Here is a 22,261-nt window from a genome sequence, read left to right as displayed (position 1 = left end):
CATCGTCACAACTGTACTATAACTAATAGTACACATGAAACAGAAGAAAGGCAAGAGTTTTTTCCAAAATAAAAAAAGAATCCATCCCCGGATTCTTTCTTCATCTCATTTCGACGCCGTTTGCCGCCGCGTTGGCCGTTGCCGCTCGGCGGGCTGATACGTCTGAACAAACAACCCATCTCCTTCGAGCCACTCGGCGATCAACACGTCTTTTAGCGAGATGATTCCTTGTTTTTGCAGTTCAGCGGCCATCCATTGCTCCGTTTTCACGACAGCGAACAATAGAATAAAGCCGGCAGCCAATTCGATCGTCAGATGAAGCCATTTCATGCTGCGCCCCCCTTGCATGCCGTTCATTTTCTCCCTTTCTTCCCTGTATTGTGCCCTCTTCCGTTTGAGAAGTTTCGCGGTTGGTTTGTCGTTTGAACGGATAAATTCCCCTAGACTGGAAACACTATCGTTTTAGAAAGCCAATGCGCCAATCGGCGGCATTTCATCAGAAAAGAAGCCGGTTCAGCAAGGTTTCTCTACAAAAAATAGCTGGGGTCAGCAGCCTTTTGCACTATATCACCCGTCCTCTGGAGATGGAATGGAAAGAAAGGGATTCATGATGAACGGACAGCCGCTTAGCGCCCTGCAACTGTTATTGATGATCATGCTGTCAGCCGGGCTGATGAATCATGTGCTCATCATCCCTTTTATGCTTGAGGCCGCCCACCGCGACGCATGGATCGCCGCCTTGGGAGCGTTGGGAGGTTTGCTCGTTTGGCTGCCGCTTCTTTATTTCATCGCCAAGCAGCTGAACGGCGAGCGGCTGTTCGACTGGCTGAAAAGCCGGTTTTCGAGCGTGGCCGCTTATGTGGTGGCCGGCGGCAGCAGCGCTTTTTTGCTTATTCACAGTTTTGTCACGTTAAACGATACGATCACGTTCACCACCACCTCTTATTTGACGGCGACGCCGAGGTGGGCGTTGATTCTCGTCATCGCGATCGCTTGTTTTTATAACGCATATCAGGGCATCGACTCGATTGCCAATACGGCCATGATTATTTGCCCGTTCGTCATCATGTTTGGCTTTTTTGTTATGCTCTCGACCACACCTCATAAAGATTATTCACTGCTTAAGCCTGCGCTTGAACATGGCGTTGGACCTGTGCTCAACGGCATGATGTATGCCGGAGCGGGATATGCGGAGGTGATCGTCCTTTTGTTTCTCTCCCATCGCCTGCCCCGCCCGTTTTCATGGAAAGCGCTCGCCGCGATCGCCGTCTTCACCGCCGGGCTGAGCATTGGGCCGACGATTGGCGCCATCACCGAATTCGGCCCCGAGCAGGCGACGCGCCTGCGCTATCCAGCGTTTGAGCAATGGCGGATGGTCAGTTTAGGGACGTACATTGAGCATGTCGATTTTCTGTCGGTCTATCAATGGCTGTCCGGCGCCTTTATCCGCATCTCTTTGTCAACAGCGCTCATTGTGGAACTGTTCCCGATCCGTCATCCGCAAACCCGCCGTTGGGTGCTCATTGTCCTCTACTTGGCAATCACATTGGCATCGCTGGCACCGGTCAGCGATGAACAGTTTTTGCATTTTGTCAAACATTGGGTGCTGCCGGCATCGCTGCTGTTTAGTCTTGCGCTGTCCGTTGTGCTGAGTGGTTTCGCTTTGTTGGCATACCGCAAAAAGAAAAGAGGGATGACACGATGAAACGACCGATGCGCGCCGCGGAAGGCAAGCGGTTGAAAGACGATTACACAGGGCTCGAGACCGTCATCATCTCCGAAGAGGCATTGCGCACGATGTACGCCAAATGCCCTGACGTCATCATGACGGAAGCCGCGATTCCATCCCTTTTGCCTGACGGCTCAGCAGCTGTCGTGCATTTGCTGTTTATTTATTGTGAGGAGCTGTGCGATACGCAAATGCTGCAAAAGGCCATCTATCCGATGTTCCGCGAGCTGTGCGAACAGCATCCATGCTTTTCGGCCGCCGACATCGAGATGCGCAAACCGGCGGCGCTTGAATATATGGGAAAAGAAGTGCGGATTGATGATCTGAACTTCAAGTTATTTAGCGGCGATTTGTTCATTTATTTTCGCGAAGCCGATGCCTTGTACACGATGCCGCTCGCCAGCCCGCCAAACCGCGATCCGGAAGAGCCAAACACGGAAGTGTCGATCCGCGGGCCCAAAGATGGATTTATTGAAGAAATCAGCAAAAACGTGGCGCTCATCCGCAAGCGGCTGCGCTCGCACCGGCTCGTCTATGAACCGTTTGTCATCGGCACGCGCAGCCAGACAAAAGTGGGGCTCCTTTATGTCGATGATATTGCCAACATGACCATCATCGATGAGGTGAGAAGCCGCCTGCTCGGTTTGTACATCGACTCGGTGACAAGCACCAATCAAATTGAGGAGTGGCTGTCCGACAACCGGTTTTCCTTGTTCCCGATGTTCGGCTATACCGGGCGGCCCGATTTTGCCGTCAATTCGCTCCTCAACGGCCGTTTTATCATCTTGGTCGACGGCGCGCCGACCGCCCTGATCGGTCCGGGCAATTTAACGTTTTTGCTGAACACGTCGGAAGATGACAACACGTTTTTCCTGTTTGTCGTGTTTCAGCGCCTTCTCCGGCTTGTCGGCACCTCGGTCGCCATTTATTTGCCGGGTGCCTGGGTCGCTCTGACTTCCTTCCATCCAGATCAGCTGCCATTTACCTTGCTGGCGACGCTTATTTTGTCGCGCCAAGGGGTCCCGCTTCCGGTGCCGCTCGAGATGTTTGTAATGATGATCTTGTTTGAAGTGTTTAAGGAAGCCGGGATGCGACTGCCGATCGCCATCGGGCAGACGCTATCGGTCGTCGGCGGCTTGATCATCGGCCAGGCGGCGATCAACGCCGGGCTCGCTGCCCCGGCGACGCTCGTTATTGCCGCCATTGCTGTCATCTCGACGTTCACGCTTGTCAATCAAAACATCGCCGGCAGCATCACCTTGTTGCGCTTTATTGTTCTGACGGCCTCGTCCGTTCTCGGCCTATTTGGCTTCATTCTATCGTTATTTTTCGTCTTGACCTATGCCGTCAACTTGCGCACCTGCGGCGTTCCGTACTTGACGCCGCTGGCGCCGCCGTCAAAAGATATGGGGAAAGTGTTCATCCCAAGCACATGGAAGCAGTTCATTACGCGCGACCGCATTGTGCGCCCCAACGATCTCATTGCGAAAGAGAGGGAACAAAAATGAGGAAGCGGCTCCTTCCCTTTATCGCTTCTGTCATCTTGCTTGGCGGCTGCTGGGATACGCGCAACATCGATCATATTGTGTACGTTCATTCGATCGGAGTCGATTACAAAAACGGCCAAGTGATCGCCTACGTCCAGTTGGTCGGATTCACCGCCCTCGCCAAAGTCGAAGCCGGGGGCGGCAAAGAGAAAGCAGCCGTTTCGATCGGCAAAGCGGCCGGCGAAACGTTTAATATCGCGACCGACAAAATCTACCCTTCCATTCAACAAAGGGTGTCATGGGGTCATGTAAAAAGCCTTGTCTTTACAAAAAGGGCCTTGCAAAAAGGCATCGTGGCCGATGTGATCGACGTGCTGAACCGTTACAACGAAATTCGCCATACAGCATGGGTGTACGCCACCGATGAGCCGCTGTCCAAGCTGTTTGAAGCTACGCCGTTGTTGAACGCTTCCTCGTATTATTCGCTGCTGTCCAACCCGGAAGAAATCTTTCAACAAAGTTCGTTCATCCGCCCGATCCGGCTCAACCGGCTGATTGCCGATATGGATGAAAAAGCGGCTACGGCAAGGCTTCCTTATTTAACGATCGACCGCCGGCGCTGGATCGAAAATAAAAAGCCGAAACCGATGTTGGCGGTTTCCGGCGTTTGTTTTCTTCACGATTACACTCTGCAAGGATGCGTCCGCCGTTCCGATCTAGAGGGACTCCGCTGGCTCGAACACGACATTCGCCGCACCCCGATTTATGTCAAACAAAAAGGGAAAACGATCGCCTCGCTTGTCGTCCGCAATCCAAAAACCAAATGGTCAGTCAAGGCGAAGGACGGAGAACCCGCGTTTGCTGTCCAAGTCGAGGCGCAAGGAAGCATCATCGAACTGCGCAAGCCGCTCTCGCGGAAACAACTGGTCCAACTGGCGGAACAAACGGTGAAGCAGGAGATCCGCCGCCTGTATGAGCTCGGCAAGGCGCGGCGGATCGATATGTTGAATCTGTCGGAGCAACTGTATCGCCAGCGTCCGGATATTTGGACACAACATCAGTCCAACGGCCTCATCCCGCTCGGCGACAACACGCTGTCCGTGAGCGTCAAACTCGCGATCGGGGCATCCGGAAAAGAAAAGTTGAATGACCGGGCCGGTGATTGAAAATATCATAAGATCAAGTATAATTAAGATATATTTTGAACGTGGGAGAACGATGAACACCCCTACAGAGCGAACGAGTGCCGCAGGCATGACCGTCTACCCGATTTTGTTCGCCATCAGCCTCGGCCACTTTTTGAACGATGCGATGCAGGCGGTCATCCCGGCGCTCTTTTTGAATCGCTGACCAGTTCGGCAAACGCAACTTAATGATCTGGTCCACCGTTGGGACGGCGCCGTTTTCGCTCGCCTTGCCGCACGCGCCGCTTTGGATTGCTCTGCCGATGCTGCTCGTCGCCGGATTTGTATTATCATTAAGCTTTGCGACGTTTGTCGTCTACCCCCAAGAGTTGCTTCCGAACCATGTCGGCATGGCGTCCGGGCTGATCGTTGGCTTGACGTTTAGCATGGGGGGCTTGCGACGGCCGTGCTCGGCAAAATCGCCGATTTGTCGTCGCTTGGCACGTTAATGCGGCTTTGCAGCGTGCTGCCGCTCTTTGGCGTCTTGGCGGTTTGGCTGCCAAAAGACCGGACATAGCCAATACATTATTTTTCTTTCAATCTCTTTTCGCTATAATGAAAGGTGATGAGGTCTATTCAGTTAGGAGATTTTTCGTATGGCGGGTTTATACATTAACCAGCACGTCTTGAACAACTTATTTTATATTTTGGTCACGATCTTTGCCTTTTCCTTTATTTATGACCATAGCCGAGCGATCCGGCAACGCCCGCTCTATAGCCAGGCGCTGCTTGGGGCTTGCTTGGCGTTGGCGGCCGTTTTGTGCATGAAATTTCCGATTTACATCGATCCGCTGTGCGTCCATGATTTCCGGCAAATTCCGTTTTTGCTTGGGACACTCTATGGCGGCAGCGCGGTCGGGGCGGTGCTGTTTGTGTTCTTGATGCTAGCGCGCACCGTTTTGTACGGATTTCAGCCGCTTACGTTGATCGTTTACGCCATGATGTTTGCCATAGCGGCCGCCGCTTCGCCGCTGTTTCGCAAGCTGCCGCGGCCGGGCAAGCTCGTTATGTCGCTTTGGCTGACGTTTTTGCTTGCGGTGCTGACGACATTTGTCGCCGTGATTGTTGCTGATTTCCCGGTAACGAAGCCGTATATCGTGTATTTCATTATGATGCCGCCGTTTGTCATGATGTTTGCCGTCTATTTAATGGAGACGCTTCATGAGGCGCAGCTCGCTCGGGCAGAGCTGATGAAGATGGAAAAAATGGAGATTGTCAGCCAAATGGCAGCCAGCATTTCCCATGAAATTCGCAACCCGCTCACCGTCGTCAAAGGGTTCATCCAGCTGCTGCAAACGGGTCGGCTGCCGCGCGAAACCGAAGAGCGGTACATTCGCATCGCCTTAGAGGAACTCGAGCGGGCGGAAGCCATCATCCGCGACTATTTGACGTTTGCCAAACCGGCGCCAAAAGAGACCGAGCCAATTGATGTCGCCACCCAGCTTCAGAAAGTGTTGCAAATGATTACGCCAATGGCGCATATGCATTCGATCCATGTATCCTCTTCCCTCGAACATGGTGTCGTCATCGGAAACGCACAATATTTCCAACAGTGTTTTCTCAACTTGTTGAAAAACAGCATTGAGGCGATGCCAGACGGCGGCACGCTCCATGTTGCGGCCGAGAACCGGGAAACATCAGTCGTCATCACCATTTCCGACAACGGCGTTGGCATGACGAAAGAACAAGTGCGCCGCTTCGGCGAGCCATACTTCAGCACAAAAGAAAAAGGCACTGGGCTTGGTGCGATGGTCGCCGTCAAAATCATCGAACAAATGGGAGGAACGTGGACGATCGAAAGCGCCGTACAAAAAGGGACGACGTTGACGATCACGCTGCCGGCAAGCCGGGTGCGGCCGCCGACGGCGGAACGAAGCGCCGCCGGCTGATCGAAAAAACGGATGCCCTGTTTCGGACATCCGTTTTTTCTTGGTGTTTGGCGCGATCACTTGACTTCCTCAAAATAATCTTTGTAAAACCCGCCGACTTTTCCGCTGTTGTCGATGACAAAATAAAACTCGTCCGTTTCGCTTTTCACTTCATATACTTTGCCCGGCGTCAACACATTGCTGACCATGTACTTTTCCGCGTTCGTGTGAACGCACTTTACTTTTTTGATCGTCGGCCGGGTCGCCCACGTGCAATGAATCATGGCGTCATCCCCTTATCTAGATGGTGTTCTCTTTTTTATTGTAGCGGGACGGCGCGCCAGCTGCAACTTCGAATTTCCGCTCCCTGCCAAACAGCGATGCCAATGATTGGCTGCAACAGGGGGTTATGCGATCATGAGGATGTACCGACGATTTTGAAAGGGGAGATTTCGATGTTTTTGCCTTCGTTTCGCTTGGACGGAAAAACGGCGTTAGTGACGGGAGCCGGACGCGGCATCGGCCGGGCGATCGCGATCGGGTTCGCTGAAGCCGGGGCCGATGTGGCGCTCATCGCCCGCACGGAAGCTGATTTGCAAGAAACGGCAAGCCATATCGAACAGTTCGGGCGGAAAGCGTACATATATCCGCTTGATGTCGTCGACGGGAAAGCCGTGCATGACGCCGTCGCCAATGTCAAACAACAAGCCGGATCACTTGATATCGTTGTCAACAACGCTGGCATGAACATCCGCACCCCAGCTTTGGATGTGACGGACCATGAGTGGGAAACGATTATGAACACCAACTTAAAGTCGGCGTTTCTCGTCTCACAAGAAGCCGGTCGCGTCATAAAAGAACAAAAGCAAGGCGGAAACATCATCAACATCGCTTCCGTCGCGTCCCCACTCTTGTCAACCATCAGGTGCGCCTCCCTCATTCCCCCCTTTAGGCTGCCCAAAAAAGAAGCCGGATCGCTTCATCCGGCTTAGTATGTTTTCTGCACATATTTTCGGTACAACCCGTACAGCTCGGCTGCTTTGTATGTCTCAATTTTTTTCCGTCCGACCGGATGGCGGGCGATGCCTGCCTTTTTCAACTCGGCAACAAGCCATCCTTTCGAGCCGAAATGCGCCATGGACGCTCCCCCCTTTTGTCATCCACTTGTCTTTATAATGTATATGCGCTCAAAAAGGGAGGGAGAACATCGTTGTCCATTACTAATCACGTTTGCTTCATACATTGTCACCGTGCCGCGATACGTGTGATCGTAGTTTTGCGGGTGATAGCCGCCGAGATCGAGCAGCTCGTCTTAAGAAAAACGCCATCATTAACGCCAGCACCGTCAAACCGGTGGCAACGAAAAAGGCGTCATTGATCCCTTCAACGGCCGACCGTTGCTGCACAAGTCCATACAGCAACTGAGCGATCGCCTCATCGCTTGGGATGGCCTGTTTCAGTTGGCTGACAAGGCTCATGAACAACGGATTGTTTTCCGTCATTTCATTGCGATAAGCTTCTACATGGAATTTCGTCCGGTTGGACATGATCGTTACCAAGAATGCCGTCCCGAGCGAAGCCGCCACTTGACGGATCGTATTTGACATCGCCGTGCCGTGGCTGTACAGATGACGCGGCAAGGCGTTTAACCCTTCCGTCATAATCGGCATTCCGAGCATCGACATGCCGAACATCCGGAAAATATAAAGCCAAATTAAATGGCTATACGGGGTGTCGAGTGTCAGCTTGCTGAACTCCCATGTCGTCACAGCGGTGATGATCAAGCCGACAATAGCGAGCATCCGCGCGCCGATGCGGTCAAACACCCAACCAGAAATCGGCGACATAATCGCCATCACGATCGCCCCCGGCAATAAGAGCAAGCCAGCATCAAGCGGAGTAAAGCCTCGCAAGTTTTGCAAATACACCGGAAGCAGGACCATGGCCGCAAACATCGCCATGTTAATGACCGAACCGATGACGGTCGCCAACGTAAACACTGGGTAGCGGAACACGCGGAAATTAAGCACCGGATGTTCCGAACGAAGTGAACGCCATGTGAACATGATGAGGAACAAGGCGCCGATGACAAGCGAAACAACGACTTCCGTCTCGCCCCATCCTTTGCTTCCCGCTTCGCTGAAGCCATACAGAACACCGCCAAACCCGATCGTGGAGTAGACCGCCCCTTGCACGTCCAGCACTGGATTGCCTTTACGCGGCGTATGTTTCAGCCAGACGGAGGCAAGCACAATGTCTAAAATCGCGATCGGCAAAACGACGTAAAACAACAGCCGCCATGTATAATGTTCAATGATCCAGCCAGACAGCGTCGGTCCAACCGCCGGCGCAAACATCATGGCGATTCCGACCGTCCCCATTGCCACCCCGCGGCGCTCCGGCGGAAAAATCGACAACATAATGACCATCATCAGCTGCATGATGATGCCCGCTCCGACCGCCTGAGTCAGCCGCCCTGTGAGCATGACGGCAAACGATGGAGCGATTGAGCAAACAAATGCGCCGATGGCGAAAAACGACATGCCCGATAAAAACAGCCGTTTCGCCGGAAACTTCGCGATTAAAAACGGGCTGATCGGGATGAGTACGCCGTTGACGAGCATATACCCTGTCACGAGCCATTGGATCGTCGATGTTTCCACGTTGAAATCTTGCATCATATGCGGCAAGGCGACGTTGATCAACGTTTGGTTCAGGATGGCGACAAACGCGCCAAGCATGACCGTCGCGACAACCTTGCCGCGGCTGCCGATATCCCCGAGACCGCCTTGTCCGGTTGGAGCGGCCGAGCTCCCATCCGTTTCTGTCGGCGTCTCTGCTTTCGTTTCCGCCACCGGTCGAGCGTTGGCTTCCACCGCTCCATCCGCCGCCTTCACCGCGGCTGAAGCCGGTTTGCGGCGGCGCAACGCGATGTTGACCGCTGCCAAGACCAAAACGGCAAACACAATATAACCAATGACAAATGCTGTCATCTTCCATCACCTACTTATGGATGCGGACGGTGACGTTCATGCCCGGCACAAGTCCGGCTCCGTTGTAATTGTCAATGGAAATCGTGACTGGAATCACTTGGGTCACTTTCGTGTAGTTGCCGGTCGCACTGGAACTGGGCAACAGGCTGAACGTATTCGCTGTCGCATTGCCAATCTTTTCGACTTTGCCGCTGAACTTGCGATCCGGATACGCATCGACATAAATATCGACGTCTTGCCCGATTTTCACGTCTTCAATATCCGTTTCTTCAATATTCGCCGTCACCCACAAATCGTTCAGATCAAACCCGCGGGCAAGCGGCGTCCCTGCCGCGACAAACGAGTCTTTGACCGCGTTTTGCTGCACGATCGTCATCCGATGAGGCACTGTCACCGGAATCGTAGTTTTGCCATCAAACACCTCACCGATTTCTTCCCCGGCTGAGAAGGTTTTTCCCGTGTCTCCCCTCCAGGATGTCAGTTTTCCGGACAGCGGCGCAGCAACCGAGATGACCTGGCCGTCGATGCGGGCGTTGTCCGTTTTAATGTAGTTCGTTGTTTCGTTCACATAGTAGTAGGCGGCAAAGCCTCCACCGACAAGCAAAATGAGCACCATGATGTTCAGCGCAACCAATCGTTTCACGTTCACCGTCTATTCCTCCCCGAGTAAAATCGCTTTGATTTTTTCATGAAGATGCAAAAACTGTTCAATCTCCTCTGGAGAGACGAGTTCTTGAATGCGGCCGAGCCGCCGGCGCAGCACCGACTGCTCGCCAAACGCTTCCGACACCGTCTCTTTTCCTTTTTCCGTCAAACTCAAAATGACCGCGCGCCGATCTTGCTTCGACGGCTCGCGGACAACAAGGCCGGCGCCGACGAGCCGGTCAACCGTGCCGCTGATATTGCTGTTGCTTAAGTTTAATTTTTCCGCCAAGTCATTGAGGCGAATATACTCTTTTTTCAACAGCGTGTACAAGACGATCAGTTGCACCTCTGTCACTCCGACGCGGGCGGCGTCTTCACGGATGAGGCGGTAAAGCGCCTTTTGCGTCCGGAAGACCGCATACATGACGTCCCGGCTGATTCCTTCCATTCATCTCCCCCTCCTTGTTTCTTCTTGTTCAAATAGTTTCAATACGAATTATTCATACACGAAATATGATTATAACATGAAAACAGGGAAAATCAACTATAATTGTTTTGTGTTTTTAAGAAAACATGCGCAACAAAAAAAGAGTCCAACTGGATGTTTGGCATCCAATTGAACTCCTTTGCCCACTCCTCATTCGTGAATCCGCGCCGCGGTTGCCGTTGGCTGAATGCAGTTTCTCAACCACGCTCCACCAAGTGGGTGTTCGCAGAAGCGTTCCTGCCGTCCTCCATCACGAACATTGAGGCATGGCATTCCCGCTTCAATGTAGAACTCCCTTTCGATTGCCATCGGTTGAAACTTCATTCTACAACGCACAACGCAGCAACGGATTGGTGATTATTATGATACATGATCGGTCGTTCCTTGACAAGAGGGACAGCCATCCATTTTTTAAACAGGATACACCCCGTGCTTTCGCTCAGAAAAGACCATATACTTGGACATATACGCCTCAAATCGGCGGATGAGCTCGTTGCGCAAATCGTTCGGCGCGACGATTCCGTCGACGACCAGCTCGGAAGCGAGCCGATAAATATCGATGTCGCGCCGGTATTCCTCGCGTTTTTGTTCGACAAATGCCGCACGCTCTTCTGGCGGCAGCTCCGCAATTTTGTTGGCGTAGACGGCGTTGACGGCCGCTTCCGGTCCCATGACGGCGATTTGCGCGTTCGGAAGCGCCAAGCAGCAATCCGGTTCAAACGCCGGCCCGGCCATCGCGTACAATCCGGCGCCGTACGCTTTGCGAACGATGACCGAGATCTTCGGTACGGTGGCTTCTGACATGGCGGCGATCATTTTCGCCCCATGACGGATGATGCCGACCCGCTCGACTTTCGTGCCGATCATAAAACCAGGGACGTCGGCCAAAAACAAAAGCGGGATATGGAACGCATCGCAAAGCGTGATGAATTTCGCCGCTTTATCGGCCGAATCGTGGAACAATACGCCGCCTTTGACGCGCGGCTGGTTGGCGATGATGCCGATCGGCTGGCCGGCAAGGCGCGCCAGTCCCGTAATGATTTCCGGCGCAAACAATTTTTTGATTTCACAAAATGATCCTTCGTCAATGATCCGCTCAATCAAATCATACATGTTGAACGGCGCATTTTGGTTTTCCGGCAAAATGTCCTCGATCGTTTTATCAAACGATTTCGGCGGTTTCACCTCGACCACCGGCGGTTTTTCGCTGTAATTAGACGGAAAATACGACAAATAACGGCGTGCATAGGCAATCGCTTCTTCTTCGGTTTTCACGAGCACATCGCCGCAGCCGGAGACGGTGCAATGCATGCGGGCGCCGCCCATCTCTTCGAGCGTCACTTTTTCCCCAATCACCATTTCCGCCATGCGCGGCGAGCCTAAGTACATCGAGGCATTGCCTTCGACCATGATAACGATATCGCAAAACGCCGGAATATAAGCGCCGCCGGCTGCTGATGGACCGAACAACAGGCACACTTGCGGCACTTTGCCGGACAGCTTCACCTCATTATAAAAAATGCGCCCCGCCCCGCGCCGGCCCGGAAACATTTCAATTTGGTCGGTGATGCGGGCGCCGGCCGAGTCCACCAAATAAATGATCGGGCAACGCAGTTTTTCCGCCGTCTCTTGAATGCGGATGATTTTTTCGACGGTGCGCGCTCCCCACGATCCGGCTTTGACTGTCGAATCGTTCGCCATCACACAGACGGTGCGGCCATTGATTTTGCCGATGCCGGTCACTACCCCGTCAGCCGGCAAATCGCCCGCCAAACAGTTGGCAAACAATCCGTCTTCCACTTCCAAGCCGTTATCAAGCAGTAAGTTCAGCCGCTCGCGAACAAACAATTTCCCCTGGGCGGCGTTTTTTTCATGATATTTTGGCGCCCCGCCTTTCTTGATCTCAGCCGCTCTTTTCTCCAGCTCCGCTGCGAGCGTGTCTTGTTGATTGGCTGTTTCTTTCATCTCTTTGTTTTCCCTCCTTGTTTTGATGGATCTTGCTGTTCCGTCCCGCGTGTTCGGCCGAAGCAAGGTTGGGTGCCGTGTTTTATCGTTGTGAAAAGGCCGATGCGGCGCAAGCGCTCCTTGCGGCTTCCTCCTTCCAAACCGACCCCTTCTTGTCCAAGCGGGCTTACTCGCCTTTGTACACCGGCTTTCGTTTTTCTTTAAACGCCTGCAAGCCTTCCAACCGGTCTTTCGTCGGAATGGTCGCCTCATAGGCGAGCTGCTCAATCGCGAGGCCCGTCTCTAAGTCGACGTTGAATACGCTTTGGATCGCCCGTTTCGCCTGACGGACGGCAATGGGGGCATTGTCGGCGATTTGCCGCGCCAATTCAAGCGCCCGATCCATCAGCTCGGCGCGCGGCACCGCGTATTCGACAAGGCCGATTCGTTCAGCTTCCTGCGCCGTAATCCGTTTGGCGGCAAAAATGAGCTCTTTCGCCTTGCCGATGCCGACAAGGCGCGGGAGCCGCTGCGTCCCTCCCGCTCCCGGAATGATGCCGAGCGACGTTTCCGTCAGCCCGAGCTGGATGTCATCAGCCGCGAACCGAATATCGCAAGCCAAGGCAAGCTCCAACCCGCCGCCAAACGCCGAACCATTTAACACGGCGATGACCGGCTGCGGCGTTTTCTCCACCTCGTTGATCGTTTTGCTGATTAAGGCGACAGCCTGCCGCACTTCCGTTTCATTCATCCCCGCCCGCTCTTTCAAATCAGCGCCGGCGCAAAACACCTTGTCTCCTGCCCCAGTCAACATGACAACGCGCACATCTTTTCGAAATTTGATCTCTTGCAAGAGCGCGCCGAGTTCTAAAAGAAGCGCTCTTGACAGCGCATTGGCCGCTTCCGGGCGGTTTAATGTCACAATCGCGATGCCGTTTTCTTGTGTTTCAAACGATACAAGTGTGCTCACGTTTCCCCCCCCTTATGATCAAACCGTTTGTAAATAGCGGCTCGGAAGCGGGCGGCCGATTTTGTCGCGGATAAACAAAGCCGCTTTCGTCAGCCGCTCAACATGGATGCCGGTTTCAATCCCCATGCCGTGAAGCATATATACTAAATCATCGGTGGCGACGTTTCCCGACGCTCCGGGAGCGTATGGACAGCCGCCGAGGCCGCCGAGCGAGCTGTCAAACGTCGTAATTCCCATTTCCATGGACACTAAAATATTGGCCAGCGCCGTCCCTCTCGTGTCATGGAAATGCATCGCGATCCGATTAACCGGAAAACGGCGGAGCACGATTGCGAGCACCTCTTCGACTTGCTTGGGCGTCGCTACGCCGATCGTATCGCCAAGCGACAGTTCGTCAACCCCCATCGCCAACAACCGGTCCGCCACCATCAGCACTTGATCGACAGCGACACGCCCTTCATACGGGCAGCCAAAGACGGTTGAAACGTAGCCGCGCACCGTTTTCCCTTCTTGTTTCGCCGTTTTCACTACCGCTTCCAGCACCGGGAATGTGGCCGCGATCGTTTTGTTAATGTTTTTTTCGTTGTGCGTTTCGCTCGCTGACATGAAGACGCCCACTTCATCCAACCCGGCGGCAAGCGCCCGCTCAAGCCCCTTTTCGTTCGGGACGAGCGCCGCGTACGTGACGCCGGGTTTTCGGCGAATGCCCGCTGCCACTTCAACGGCGTCCGCCAGCTGCGGAATCCATTTCGGATGGACGAAGGAAGTCACCTCAATGTATGACAGCCCCGTTTCGGACAATAGGTTGATCCAAGCGATTTTATCGGCGGTCGTGATCGGCGTTGCTTCGTTTTGCAGGCCGTCGCGCGGGCCGACTTCTTTGATCGTCACCTTCGCCGGCCATCGGCTCATTCCGTTCTCCCCCTTTTTACTCAATCTCGACAAGCACATCGCCTTCGTTCACGAAATCTCCTTCCTGCACGTGGATGTGCTTCACGACGCCAGACGTTTCCGCAGCAATCGGAATCTCCATTTTCATCGATTCCAAAATGACGACATCTTGGCCTTCTTCTACACGGTCACCGACGGCGACGACAATTTTCCACACACTTCCTGCCATCGTTGCAGTTATTTGATTCATCGTTTCTTCCCCCATTCATTTCTGCTTCATTTCGTTTTTAATGGTTTCCAATGTTTCAAAAGGAAATCGGTCGTCGTATCCCCCGCTTGAAACGCTGGATGGGACAACACGGCCTCAAGCAGCGGAATGTTCGTTTTAATCCCTTCGACGCGATAGTCTCGAAGCGCTTCGAGCAAGCGTTCAATCGCCGTTTGCCGATCTGGTCCTTTTGCAATCAACTTCGCGATCATCGGATCATAAAACGGCGTGACCGTGATGCCGCTTTGAACCGCCGTTTCATGGCGAATCCATTCGCCTTGTGGGGCGGAAAACGCCGTAATGCGGCCGGGCGACGGGTAAAACGTGTTCGGATCTTCGGCATAAATGCGCACTTCAATGGCGTGGCCGTCGCGGCGAATCTCTTCTTGTTGATAGCGGAGCGGCTCGCCGGCGGCGATGCGCAGCTGCTCTTCGACGATGTCGATGCCGGTGATTTCTTCCGTCACCGGGTGCTCGACTTGCAGCCGGGTGTTCATCTCAAGAAAATAAAAGTTTTTCTGTTCATCGACGAGAAATTCGATCGTGCCGGCGTTCGCATAGCCGATATGGCGCGCGGCCCGCACGGCCGCCTCCCCCATCTTCCGTCGCGTCTCTTCATCCAAAAACGGCGACGGCGCCTCTTCGATCACTTTTTGGTGGCGGCGTTGGATCGAACATTCACGCTCCCATAAGTAAACGCAGTTGCCGTAGGAATCAGCAAGAAGCTGAATTTCAATATGGCGAGGGCGTTCGATATATTTTTCAATGTACATCGTCCCGTCGCCGAAAAACGAAGCGGCCCGTTTTTGGCTCCCTTCAAACGCTTGGCGCAACTCCGCTTCGTCGCGAGCGATATGCATGCCGATGCCGCCGCCGCCGGCTGCTGCTTTTAACATGACCGGATATCCAATCGAAGCCGCCGCTTTGGCCGCCTCGTCGGCGCCATCAAGCGCAAAGGAGACGCCTGGGACGATCGGCACGCCGGCTTTTTCCATCACCCGCCGCGCTTCGATTTTGCTGCCCATCGCCGCAATGACGTCCGCCTTCGGACCGATGAAGACGATTCCTTCTTCCTCGCAGCGGCGGGCAAATGACGGGTTTTCCGAGAGCAGCCCATAGCCGGGATGGATCGCCTCCGCTTTCGCCGCTTTGGCAACCTCAATGATTTTTTCGATATTTAAATAGCTTTCCGCGACGCGCGGCTTGCCGATCAAATACGCTTCATCCGCGAGTGAGACATGAAGCGAATCGACGTCTGCTTCGGAATAAATGGCAACCGTTTGAATGCCGAGACGTCGGCACGTGCGGATGACACGGACGGCGATTTCGCCGCGGTTGGCAATCAATACTTTCGAAAACATCATCTCACCCTTTCGCAAAAAGTGGGGCTGCCGGCGGCCGAACCGTTCAGCCGCCGGGCAACGTTCACTTCGTCAAGCCAAGGCGTTCTTTCGCCATTTCCCGCAGCTTAAACTTTTGAATTTTGCCGGATGCGGTCATCGGGTACGACTCGGTAAACTCGATGTAGCGCGGGATTTTATGCCGGGAAATGTTGCCGCGGCAAAACTCGCGAATCTCCTCAGCGGTCGCCGTTTCGCCGTCTTTTAAGATGATCCACGCCATCACCTCTTCACCGTATACCTCATCCGGCACGCCGACGACTTGAACGTCCAAAATTTTCGGATGTTTGTACAAAAACTCTTCGATTTCGCGCGGATAAATGTTCTCCCCGCCGCGGATGATCATATCTTTCAGCCGGCCGGTGATACGGCAGTAACCGTTTTCATCCATCGTCGCCAAATCGCCGGTGTGCAACCAGCCGTCTGCATCGATCGCTTCATTTGTCGCTTCCGGGTTGTTGTAATATCCTTTCATGACATGATAGCCGCGCGTGCACAGTTCCCCTTGCACCCCCCGCGGCACTTCCTTGTTCGTGCCCGGCTCAACGATTTTCACTTCCACGCCCGGCAAGGCGCGGCCAACCGTTTCGACACGCAGCTCAAGCGGATCGTTGGTGCGCGTTTGCGTGATGACTGGGGACGCTTCCGTCTGCCCGTAGGCGATCGTAATGTCTTTCATCCCCATTTTCTCGATGACCGCTTTCATCACTTCGACCGGGCAAGGAGAACCGGCCATAATGCCCGTGCGCAGCGATGACAAATCGTATTTGGCAAAATCCGGGTCGTTGAGCTCGGCGATGAACATCGTCGGCACGCCGTGAAGCGCCGTGCACCGCTCCGCTTCCACCGTCTCGAGAACCCGCTTCGGATGAAACTCCACAACCGGCACCATCGTCGCCCCGACCGTCACGCATGCAAGCGTGCTCATGACGCAGCCGAAGCAATGGAAAAACGGCACCGGAATGCACAATCGATCGCCTTCGCCAAGCCCCATGCATTGCGCCACTTGGTGGGCGTTGTTGACGATGTTGTAATGCGTCAACATCACCCCTTTCGGGAATCCGGTCGTCCCGGACGTGTATTGCATGTTGATGACATCGTTCGGGTCGAGGCTCTCCATCCGTTCATCGAGTTCTTCTTCCGATACGTCGTGCGCCATCGCCAAGATGTCGTTCCATGTAAACATGCCCGGGTACCGTTTGTCACCAAGAAAGATCACGTTTTTCAACTTCGGCAGCCGTTTCGATTGCAGCTGTCCAGGCGTCGATGTACGTAGCTCGGGAACGATTTCATACAAAATATCGATATACGACGAGTCGCGATATTGTTCGATCAAAAAGAGCGTCGTCGAATCGGACTGCCGAAGCAAATACTCAAGCTCCGCCGCCCGGTAGTTCGTATTGACCGTCACGAGCACCGCCCCCATTTTTCCGGTCGCAAACTGGCAGGCGATCCATTCCGGAACGTTCGTGGCCCAAATGGCGACATGCTCCCCTTTTTCAATGCCAAGCCGCATCAACCCGCGCGCAACGAGGCGGCAATAGTCGTTAAACTGCCGATACGTCAGACGCAATCCGCGGTCGGCATACACGACCGCCTCATGATCCGCATATTGCTTGGATCGCTCTTCCAACAATTTCCCCACAGTCACCGTCAACATCGGCCGTTCCTCCCCTTTGTCCCAATTCATTGTTATGGATATGCAGGCATTTCCGCTTTTAGCATCCCAGTTGGCGGGCGATGACGAGCCGTTGGATTTCTGATGTGCCTTCGCCGATTTCCATGAGCTTGATATCCCGCAAATGGCGCTCAACGCCGTACTCTTTCATATAGCCGTAGCCGCCGTGAATTTGAATCGCCTGGTTGCAGACGCGGAATCCCATTTCCGAGGCGAACAGCTTGGCGAACGACGCTTCTTTTGTAAACGGTTTCCCTTGATCCTTCAACCAAGCCGCTTTGTACACCATATTGCGGGCGAGCTCAATTTCCATCGCCATGTCAGCGAGCTTAAACTGGATCGCTTGAAACTTGGAAATCGGTTGGCCAAACTGAACGCGTTCTTTCGCGTATTGAAGCGCTTTCTCAAACGCCGCTTGGGCGATGCCGACGGCTAAAGCAGCGATGGAAATGCGGCCGCCATCAAGCGTGTACAAAAACTGTTTAAACCCTTTTTGCGGGTCGCCCAAGACGTTTTCTTTCGGCACGCGGACGTTCTCGAAAACAAGCTCGCACGTATTGGACGCGCGGACGCCCATCTTGTCGTAATTCGAACGGATCGTAAATCCTGGGGAGTCAGTTGGCACGATGAGAGCGGTGATGATGTTTTTGCCGCGCGCATCTTTGCCCGTAACAGCGGTGACAATGACTTGCCGCGCGTATTGGGCGTTCGTGATCCAGCATTTTTCGCCGTTGATGACATATTCATCGCCGTCAAGCACCGCGGTCGTGCGCGTGCCGCCGGCATCGGACCCAGCGTTCGGCTCCGTGAGCCCAAAAGCGCCGAGCGTCTCTCCTTTCGCCATCGGCACAAGCCATTTTTGTTTCTGTTCCTCTGTTCCAAAATAATAAATGGGACTCGCCCCAAGTGACACAGCGGCCGCATAGCTTAGCCCGGTGCCGCCGCAGGCGCGGCCGATTTCCTCAACGGCGATGGCATACGAAATCGTATCGCCCCCAGCGCCGCCGTATTCTTCCGGAAACGGCAAACCCAACAGCCCCAACTCGCCCATTTTGCGAAAGACATCCAGCGGAAAATGCGCTTCTTCATCCCATTTCGCCGCGTACGGGGCAATTTCCTTCTCAGCAAAGTCGCGAACCATTTCTTTAATCATCTGTTGCTCTTTTGTTAATGAAAAATCCATCTTGTCCCTCTCCCCCATAGAAAATGTTCTATCATTTGAACCGACTAGTCGGTTTTAGTGAAGGAAACGAACGCAGATCGTTTTGGTTTTTGAAGCGTTTTCAAAAACCGACTAGTTGGTCTTTATACGATCAACAACTTATTCGGCGGCCGGCCGCAACAAAAACCGCGCCGCCGCTGGGTTTTCTGGTGTGCGGAGCACCGCATGCAAAATGAAATCGGCAAAATACGCCGCGATCTCCTCAATTGACAGCGGACCATCCGGATTGTACCATTTGTATGTCCAGTTGACCATGCCGATAATGGACATGCCGGTAATCTCCACCGACAGCTCCGGACGAAATTCCCCAGCTTCAATCCCCTCGCGGATGACGCGAAAAATAATTTGTTTAAATTCTTCGCGCTTTTCATTGATCGGTTCGGCGTATTCCGGTTTTAAGTACGTGCTCTCTTGGTAAAATACGGTGATGTGCGGTTTGTACAAGTGAAACACTTTGACGAACGACTGAACGATGGCGTACAAGCGCTCGGTCGGCGTCGAAAAGCTTTCATACGCTTCCTGTGCTTTTGTAAGCGCGTAGGTAATAAAAACGTCATGAATATGGTAAAGCAACTCATCTTTCGATTTGAAATTATGGTAAAAACCGCCTTTGGAGGTGTCGCTTTCCGCCACGATGCGGTCAACCGTCACGCCGTGGTAGCCGTATTTCTCAAATAAATGAAGCGCCGTATCGATAATGCGGTCTCTGAGCGGTTTGTCAGCCATAGAAAATCCCCTTTGCCATTTATATTACACCATTTTCTGAAAAAGTGAAATATTTTTTTGTTTTGCCTTTACCATACCCGAACCGCACCATGATTGTCAACCATTGCTTCTCATGCCCAACACGGTCGTATAGGGCCTGCCGATACATAATGGCCGCCATGATTTCAAATGATAAAGATGGAGGTGGCTTCGATTGGAACCGATGCTATGCCCAAACTGCAAAACGAACCGGACGCGGTTTCATCTCATTGAGCAGCACCCGCGTGCGGTCAAGCTCGATCCGCACACCGGCGACATTGAGCACGAATACACAAACGAAGCGCTCGAACCGTTCCATCTCCCATACCGCGGCCCGAGCTACCGCGTCCAATGCGGCGTCTGCGGGTTGATCGAAGATGCGGACATGTTCATTCAGCGCGCTAAATCGTCTCCATTGAGGTGATTCCATATGGCGAACAAAAAACAAACACCTTCTTCCATCGTTGACAAAAAACAGCTCGTCAACGGCAAGGCAAAAGCGATGCGGGAGCACGGCGATCAGCACATTCGCCGTGTTACGCCAAACGGGGCGGACGGGCAATAAACGCGGGCTTGCTTCTGCGCAGAAGCAAGCCGGCGGAGCTTTCGCTTTTCGTTGCTAGCGGTACATCGCCCACAGCCCGATATCGCGAAAACCAAGGCGGCGGTAGATGCGGCCAGCGGCCGGGTTGTCGTAAAACAAGCACGGCATCTTCCCTTCAGCGAGCAAATCGCAAACGAGCTTCGCCACGATGGCGCTGGCATACCCTTTCCCTCGATGCTCCTGATCCGTGCAGACAGCGACGATCATCGCCGACAATGAGTTTTCCGCTGATGTCGATGCCGCGGCCACCATTCGGCCGTCTTGTTCAATGTAGTACGTTCTAGCTGAATTGGTTTCCATCCCTTTCACTAGCATATCGCGGGACGACGGCCTCGTCTCAAATTCGGCAATGCGGCGCCGCAAGTCGAGAATCCGGTCGACATCGGCCAATTCGGCTTTTTTGACGGCGAACGCCCCCATTTCTTGGCGAGCGTATTCATCCGTCCGACACTCGCAAAAGTAAAGCGTTCGCTTCGTGTGAACATGATTTCGAAGACGGTGTTTCCACTGCTTGCTTAACAGACAGTGGGGAAACACAAACTGTTTTCCCATCGCGCGCTCATCGGTAAAACTGTACATCATAGCCTTCTTTCAACAACACTTGGTAAATTTGCTGAATATGGTCTTCGTTTTTTGTCTCGAGCGAAAAGTGAATTTCCGCCTGGCCAGGCAACACTTTGGCGCCGATGCGCTGATGGTGGATCGACATGACATTCGCCTCGAGCTCGGCGATAATGCGAAGCAGTTTGTTCAACTGGCCCGGCTTGTCGGAGATGACCGTTGTAAACGTAACGAATCGCCCGGCTTCGACAAGCCCCCGCTCAATAATGCGGGAAATGAGCGTCACATCGACGTTGCCGCCGCTTAGCACAGCGGCGACTTTTTTGCCGCGAAACGGCAGCTTTTGATACAACAATGCCGCCAATGGACAAGCGGCCGCCCCTTCGATTAACAGCTTGTTCCGCTCGAGCACATACAGCATCGTCCGTGAAATTTCCGCCTCTTCCACGCACACAACGCCATCGACGTATTGCTCAATGTATTGGTACGTAATATTGCCCGGCTTTTTCACGGCAATCCCATCGGCGATCGTATTCGATGCGGCAATGGAGACAGGCTGTTTATGGCGTATGGCCGCCGTCATGCCTGGACAAGCCGATGACTCAACGCCGTACACTTCAACCGATGGCTTCAGCTGTTTTAACGTAAACGCCACCCCGGCAAGCAACCCGCCGCCCCCGACCGGACAAAGAACGACATCGACGTCAGGAAGCTGCTCGATCAGCTCCAAGCCGATCGTCCCTTGACCAGCCATCACCGCCAAGTCGTCAAATGGGTGTACAAACGTCATTCCCCGTTCGCGCTGCAACTCTAACGCATATTCCAAAGACTCGTCAAACACATCGCCGTACAGCACGACTTCCGCCCCATAGCTTTTCGTCGCTTCAATTTTGCTGAGCGGCGCCCCCTTTGGCATGACGATCGTGCACGGAATATGAAGCATGCCGCTTGCGTAGGCCACCCCTTGGGCGTGATTGCCGGCCGAGGCGGCGATGACGCCGCGCGCCCGCTCTTCTTCCGTAAGCGACATAATTTTATTGAATGAACCTCTTACTTTAAACGAACCCGTTTTTTGCAAGTTTTCCAGTTTCATATATACGTCGTTGCCAGACAGCCGGCTGAACGTTTGCGAATGCTCAAGCGGTGTTTCATGGACGACGCCTTTCATTTTCTCCCGTGCTTGTTCAATGTCTGCTAACGTCAACATCATCAAACCACCCTTTCTAATCGGCGATCGGTTCTTGTTCGTCCCGCTTTATTATATACAAAATATTTCACCGTCGACAAATGCTGCTTTTCCTTTGACCGATGACGTATGATAAAAGGGTGAAGGAGGAGACGATCTATGCGTCGACGCGGACCGCTATTGCTTTTATGGATGGTCATGTGCCGTTTCTTGCCGAAGATGTTGGCGCCACCTCGCTTGAGCTCGGGTTGTTAATATTGGGTTTGTTCTATTGATTATTTAGCACATAGTTTTATGATAGAAAATCATGATGCTTGACGAATCGTCGCTGGGATCCATTGCGTTTTGTCAGCTGTTGTGAACGTTGAGAGATTTACGAAAGTCACCTCAAAACGGATTC

General features: G+C 53.4%; 23 protein-coding genes, 1 other RNA gene and 2 pseudogenes. 9 read left to right on the top strand and 17 right to left on the bottom strand.

The window, feature by feature from the left end:
• Nucleotides 1-105: 105 nt before the first annotated feature.
• Nucleotides 106-330: a hypothetical protein gene (locus BJQ97_RS08110; RefSeq protein WP_236567180.1), complete on the bottom strand. Its 225-nt coding sequence runs from the start codon at nt 328-330 to the stop codon at nt 106-108.
• Nucleotides 331-610: 280 nt separating this feature from the next.
• Between BJQ97_RS08110 and BJQ97_RS08105 the strand changes: the two genes are divergently transcribed.
• From BJQ97_RS08105 to BJQ97_RS08085, 6 genes and pseudogenes are all read left to right on the top strand, one after another.
• Nucleotides 611-1,705, top strand: coding sequence for a GerAB/ArcD/ProY family transporter (locus tag BJQ97_RS08105; protein ID WP_201451724.1), 1,095 nt, complete (start codon nt 611-613; stop codon nt 1,703-1,705).
• On the top strand, nt 1,702-3,237 hold the full coding sequence (locus BJQ97_RS08100; protein WP_160156174.1) for a spore germination protein: 1,536 nt from the start codon (nt 1,702-1,704) through the stop codon (nt 3,235-3,237). Before BJQ97_RS08105 ends, BJQ97_RS08100 begins: the two co-directional genes overlap by 4 nt.
• Nucleotides 3,234-4,382, top strand: coding sequence for a Ger(x)C family spore germination protein (locus BJQ97_RS08095; protein ID WP_160156173.1), 1,149 nt, complete (start codon nt 3,234-3,236; stop codon nt 4,380-4,382). Before BJQ97_RS08100 ends, BJQ97_RS08095 begins: the two co-directional genes overlap by 4 nt.
• Before the next feature lie 52 nt (nt 4,383-4,434).
• Nucleotides 4,435-4,566, top strand: a complete 132-nt coding sequence (locus BJQ97_RS17905; protein WP_268892792.1) for a hypothetical protein — start codon at nt 4,435-4,437, stop codon at nt 4,564-4,566.
• Nucleotides 4,559-4,917 (top strand): annotated as a pseudogene (locus BJQ97_RS17655) (MFS transporter); the annotation flags it as partial. The gene BJQ97_RS17905 and the pseudogene BJQ97_RS17655, both read left to right, overlap by 8 nt.
• Nucleotides 4,918-4,996: 79 nt before the next feature.
• Nucleotides 4,997-6,289: a sensor histidine kinase gene (locus BJQ97_RS08085; protein WP_160156172.1), complete on the top strand. Its 1,293-nt coding sequence runs from the start codon at nt 4,997-4,999 to the stop codon at nt 6,287-6,289.
• Between the two features lie 56 nt (nt 6,290-6,345).
• Here the strand turns inward: BJQ97_RS08085 and BJQ97_RS08080 are convergent, their stop codons facing one another.
• Nucleotides 6,346-6,552 carry a DUF6501 family protein gene (locus tag BJQ97_RS08080; RefSeq protein WP_044736293.1) on the bottom strand — a complete coding sequence of 69 codons (207 nt, stop codon included), beginning with the start codon at nt 6,550-6,552 and terminating at the stop codon, nt 6,346-6,348.
• A gap of 171 nt (nt 6,553-6,723) precedes the next feature.
• Between BJQ97_RS08080 and BJQ97_RS08075 the strand changes: the two are divergent.
• Nucleotides 6,724-7,170: pseudogene (locus BJQ97_RS08075) on the top strand (SDR family NAD(P)-dependent oxidoreductase); the annotation flags it as partial.
• A gap of 86 nt (nt 7,171-7,256) precedes the next feature.
• Here the strand turns inward: BJQ97_RS08075 and BJQ97_RS08070 are convergent.
• From BJQ97_RS08070 to BJQ97_RS08010, 13 genes are all read right to left on the bottom strand, one after another.
• Nucleotides 7,257-7,406 (bottom strand): DUF2639 domain-containing protein, encoded by a 150-nt coding sequence (locus BJQ97_RS08070; RefSeq protein WP_160156171.1) that lies wholly within the window; start codon nt 7,404-7,406, stop codon nt 7,257-7,259.
• Between the two features lie 97 nt (nt 7,407-7,503).
• A complete protein-coding gene (locus BJQ97_RS08065) occupies nt 7,504-9,261 on the bottom strand; it encodes a DHA2 family efflux MFS transporter permease subunit (RefSeq protein WP_236567178.1) in 1,758 nt (585 codons plus the stop codon).
• 10 nt (nt 9,262-9,271) lie between these two features.
• Entirely contained in the window at nt 9,272-9,877 is a 606-nt protein-coding gene (locus tag BJQ97_RS08060; RefSeq protein WP_201451723.1) for an HlyD family secretion protein, read from the bottom strand.
• Between the two features lie 36 nt (nt 9,878-9,913).
• Complete coding sequence (locus BJQ97_RS08055; protein WP_160156169.1) at nt 9,914-10,354, bottom strand: MarR family winged helix-turn-helix transcriptional regulator; 441 nt, start codon at nt 10,352-10,354, stop codon at nt 9,914-9,916.
• 199 nt (nt 10,355-10,553) lie between these two features.
• Nucleotides 10,554-10,742, bottom strand: a non-coding RNA gene (ssrS, locus tag BJQ97_RS08050) — 6S RNA.
• Nucleotides 10,743-10,804: 62 nt separating this feature from the next.
• Complete coding sequence (locus BJQ97_RS08045) at nt 10,805-12,358, bottom strand: acyl-CoA carboxylase subunit beta (RefSeq protein WP_160156168.1); 1,554 nt, start codon at nt 12,356-12,358, stop codon at nt 10,805-10,807.
• Nucleotides 12,359-12,524: 166 nt separating this feature from the next.
• Entirely contained in the window at nt 12,525-13,307 is a 783-nt protein-coding gene (locus BJQ97_RS08040) for an enoyl-CoA hydratase (RefSeq protein WP_160156167.1), read from the bottom strand.
• Nucleotides 13,308-13,325: 18 nt separating this feature from the next.
• Entirely contained in the window at nt 13,326-14,219 is an 894-nt protein-coding gene (locus BJQ97_RS08035) for a hydroxymethylglutaryl-CoA lyase (RefSeq protein WP_160156166.1), read from the bottom strand.
• Nucleotides 14,220-14,235: 16 nt separating this feature from the next.
• Nucleotides 14,236-14,448 (bottom strand): acetyl-CoA carboxylase biotin carboxyl carrier protein subunit, encoded by a 213-nt coding sequence (locus BJQ97_RS08030; protein WP_011231095.1) that lies wholly within the window; start codon nt 14,446-14,448, stop codon nt 14,236-14,238.
• Between the two features lie 26 nt (nt 14,449-14,474).
• Nucleotides 14,475-15,827 carry an acetyl-CoA carboxylase biotin carboxylase subunit gene (gene accC / locus BJQ97_RS08025; protein ID WP_160156165.1) on the bottom strand — a complete coding sequence of 451 codons (1,353 nt, stop codon included), beginning with the start codon at nt 15,825-15,827 and terminating at the stop codon, nt 14,475-14,477.
• A 64-nt stretch (nt 15,828-15,891) separates the two neighbouring features.
• Nucleotides 15,892-17,556, bottom strand: a complete 1,665-nt coding sequence (locus BJQ97_RS08020) for an AMP-binding protein (RefSeq protein ID WP_268892791.1) — start codon at nt 17,554-17,556, stop codon at nt 15,892-15,894.
• Nucleotides 17,557-17,584: 28 nt separating this feature from the next.
• Nucleotides 17,585-18,727, bottom strand: coding sequence for an acyl-CoA dehydrogenase (locus tag BJQ97_RS08015; protein ID WP_160156163.1), 1,143 nt, complete (start codon nt 18,725-18,727; stop codon nt 17,585-17,587).
• 138 nt (nt 18,728-18,865) lie between these two features.
• Entirely contained in the window at nt 18,866-19,492 is a 627-nt protein-coding gene (locus tag BJQ97_RS08010; RefSeq protein WP_160156162.1) for a TetR/AcrR family transcriptional regulator, read from the bottom strand.
• A gap of 193 nt (nt 19,493-19,685) precedes the next feature.
• On the opposite strand from BJQ97_RS08010, the gene BJQ97_RS08005 reads away from it, so the two are divergent.
• Together BJQ97_RS08005 and BJQ97_RS17900 are read left to right on the top strand one after the other, a co-directional pair.
• Nucleotides 19,686-19,934: a hypothetical protein gene (locus BJQ97_RS08005; protein ID WP_013145420.1), complete on the top strand. Its 249-nt coding sequence runs from the start codon at nt 19,686-19,688 to the stop codon at nt 19,932-19,934.
• Between the two features lie 6 nt (nt 19,935-19,940).
• The gene (locus tag BJQ97_RS17900) at nt 19,941-20,075 is read left to right on the top strand and encodes a hypothetical protein (RefSeq protein ID WP_268892790.1); all 135 of its coding nucleotides are present in this window, start codon (nt 19,941-19,943) and stop codon (nt 20,073-20,075) included.
• Between the two features lie 54 nt (nt 20,076-20,129).
• On the opposite strand, the gene BJQ97_RS08000 is transcribed toward BJQ97_RS17900, so the two are convergent.
• Nucleotides 20,130-20,696, bottom strand: a complete 567-nt coding sequence (locus BJQ97_RS08000; RefSeq protein WP_407066441.1) for a GNAT family N-acetyltransferase — start codon at nt 20,694-20,696, stop codon at nt 20,130-20,132.
• Entirely contained in the window at nt 20,674-21,882 is a 1,209-nt protein-coding gene (gene ilvA / locus BJQ97_RS07995; protein WP_160157573.1) for a threonine ammonia-lyase, read from the bottom strand. The genes BJQ97_RS08000 and ilvA overlap by 23 nt, the downstream gene beginning before the upstream one ends.
• Nucleotides 21,883-22,261 lie beyond the last annotated feature (379 nt).

It is taken from the genome of Geobacillus sp. TFV-3 (assembly GCF_009901865.1).
GTDB lineage: Bacteria > Bacillota > Bacilli > Bacillales > Anoxybacillaceae > Geobacillus > Geobacillus thermoleovorans_A.
The sequence above is the reverse complement of the archived record's forward strand: the minus strand, read 5'-3'. Positions and strand labels throughout refer to the sequence as shown.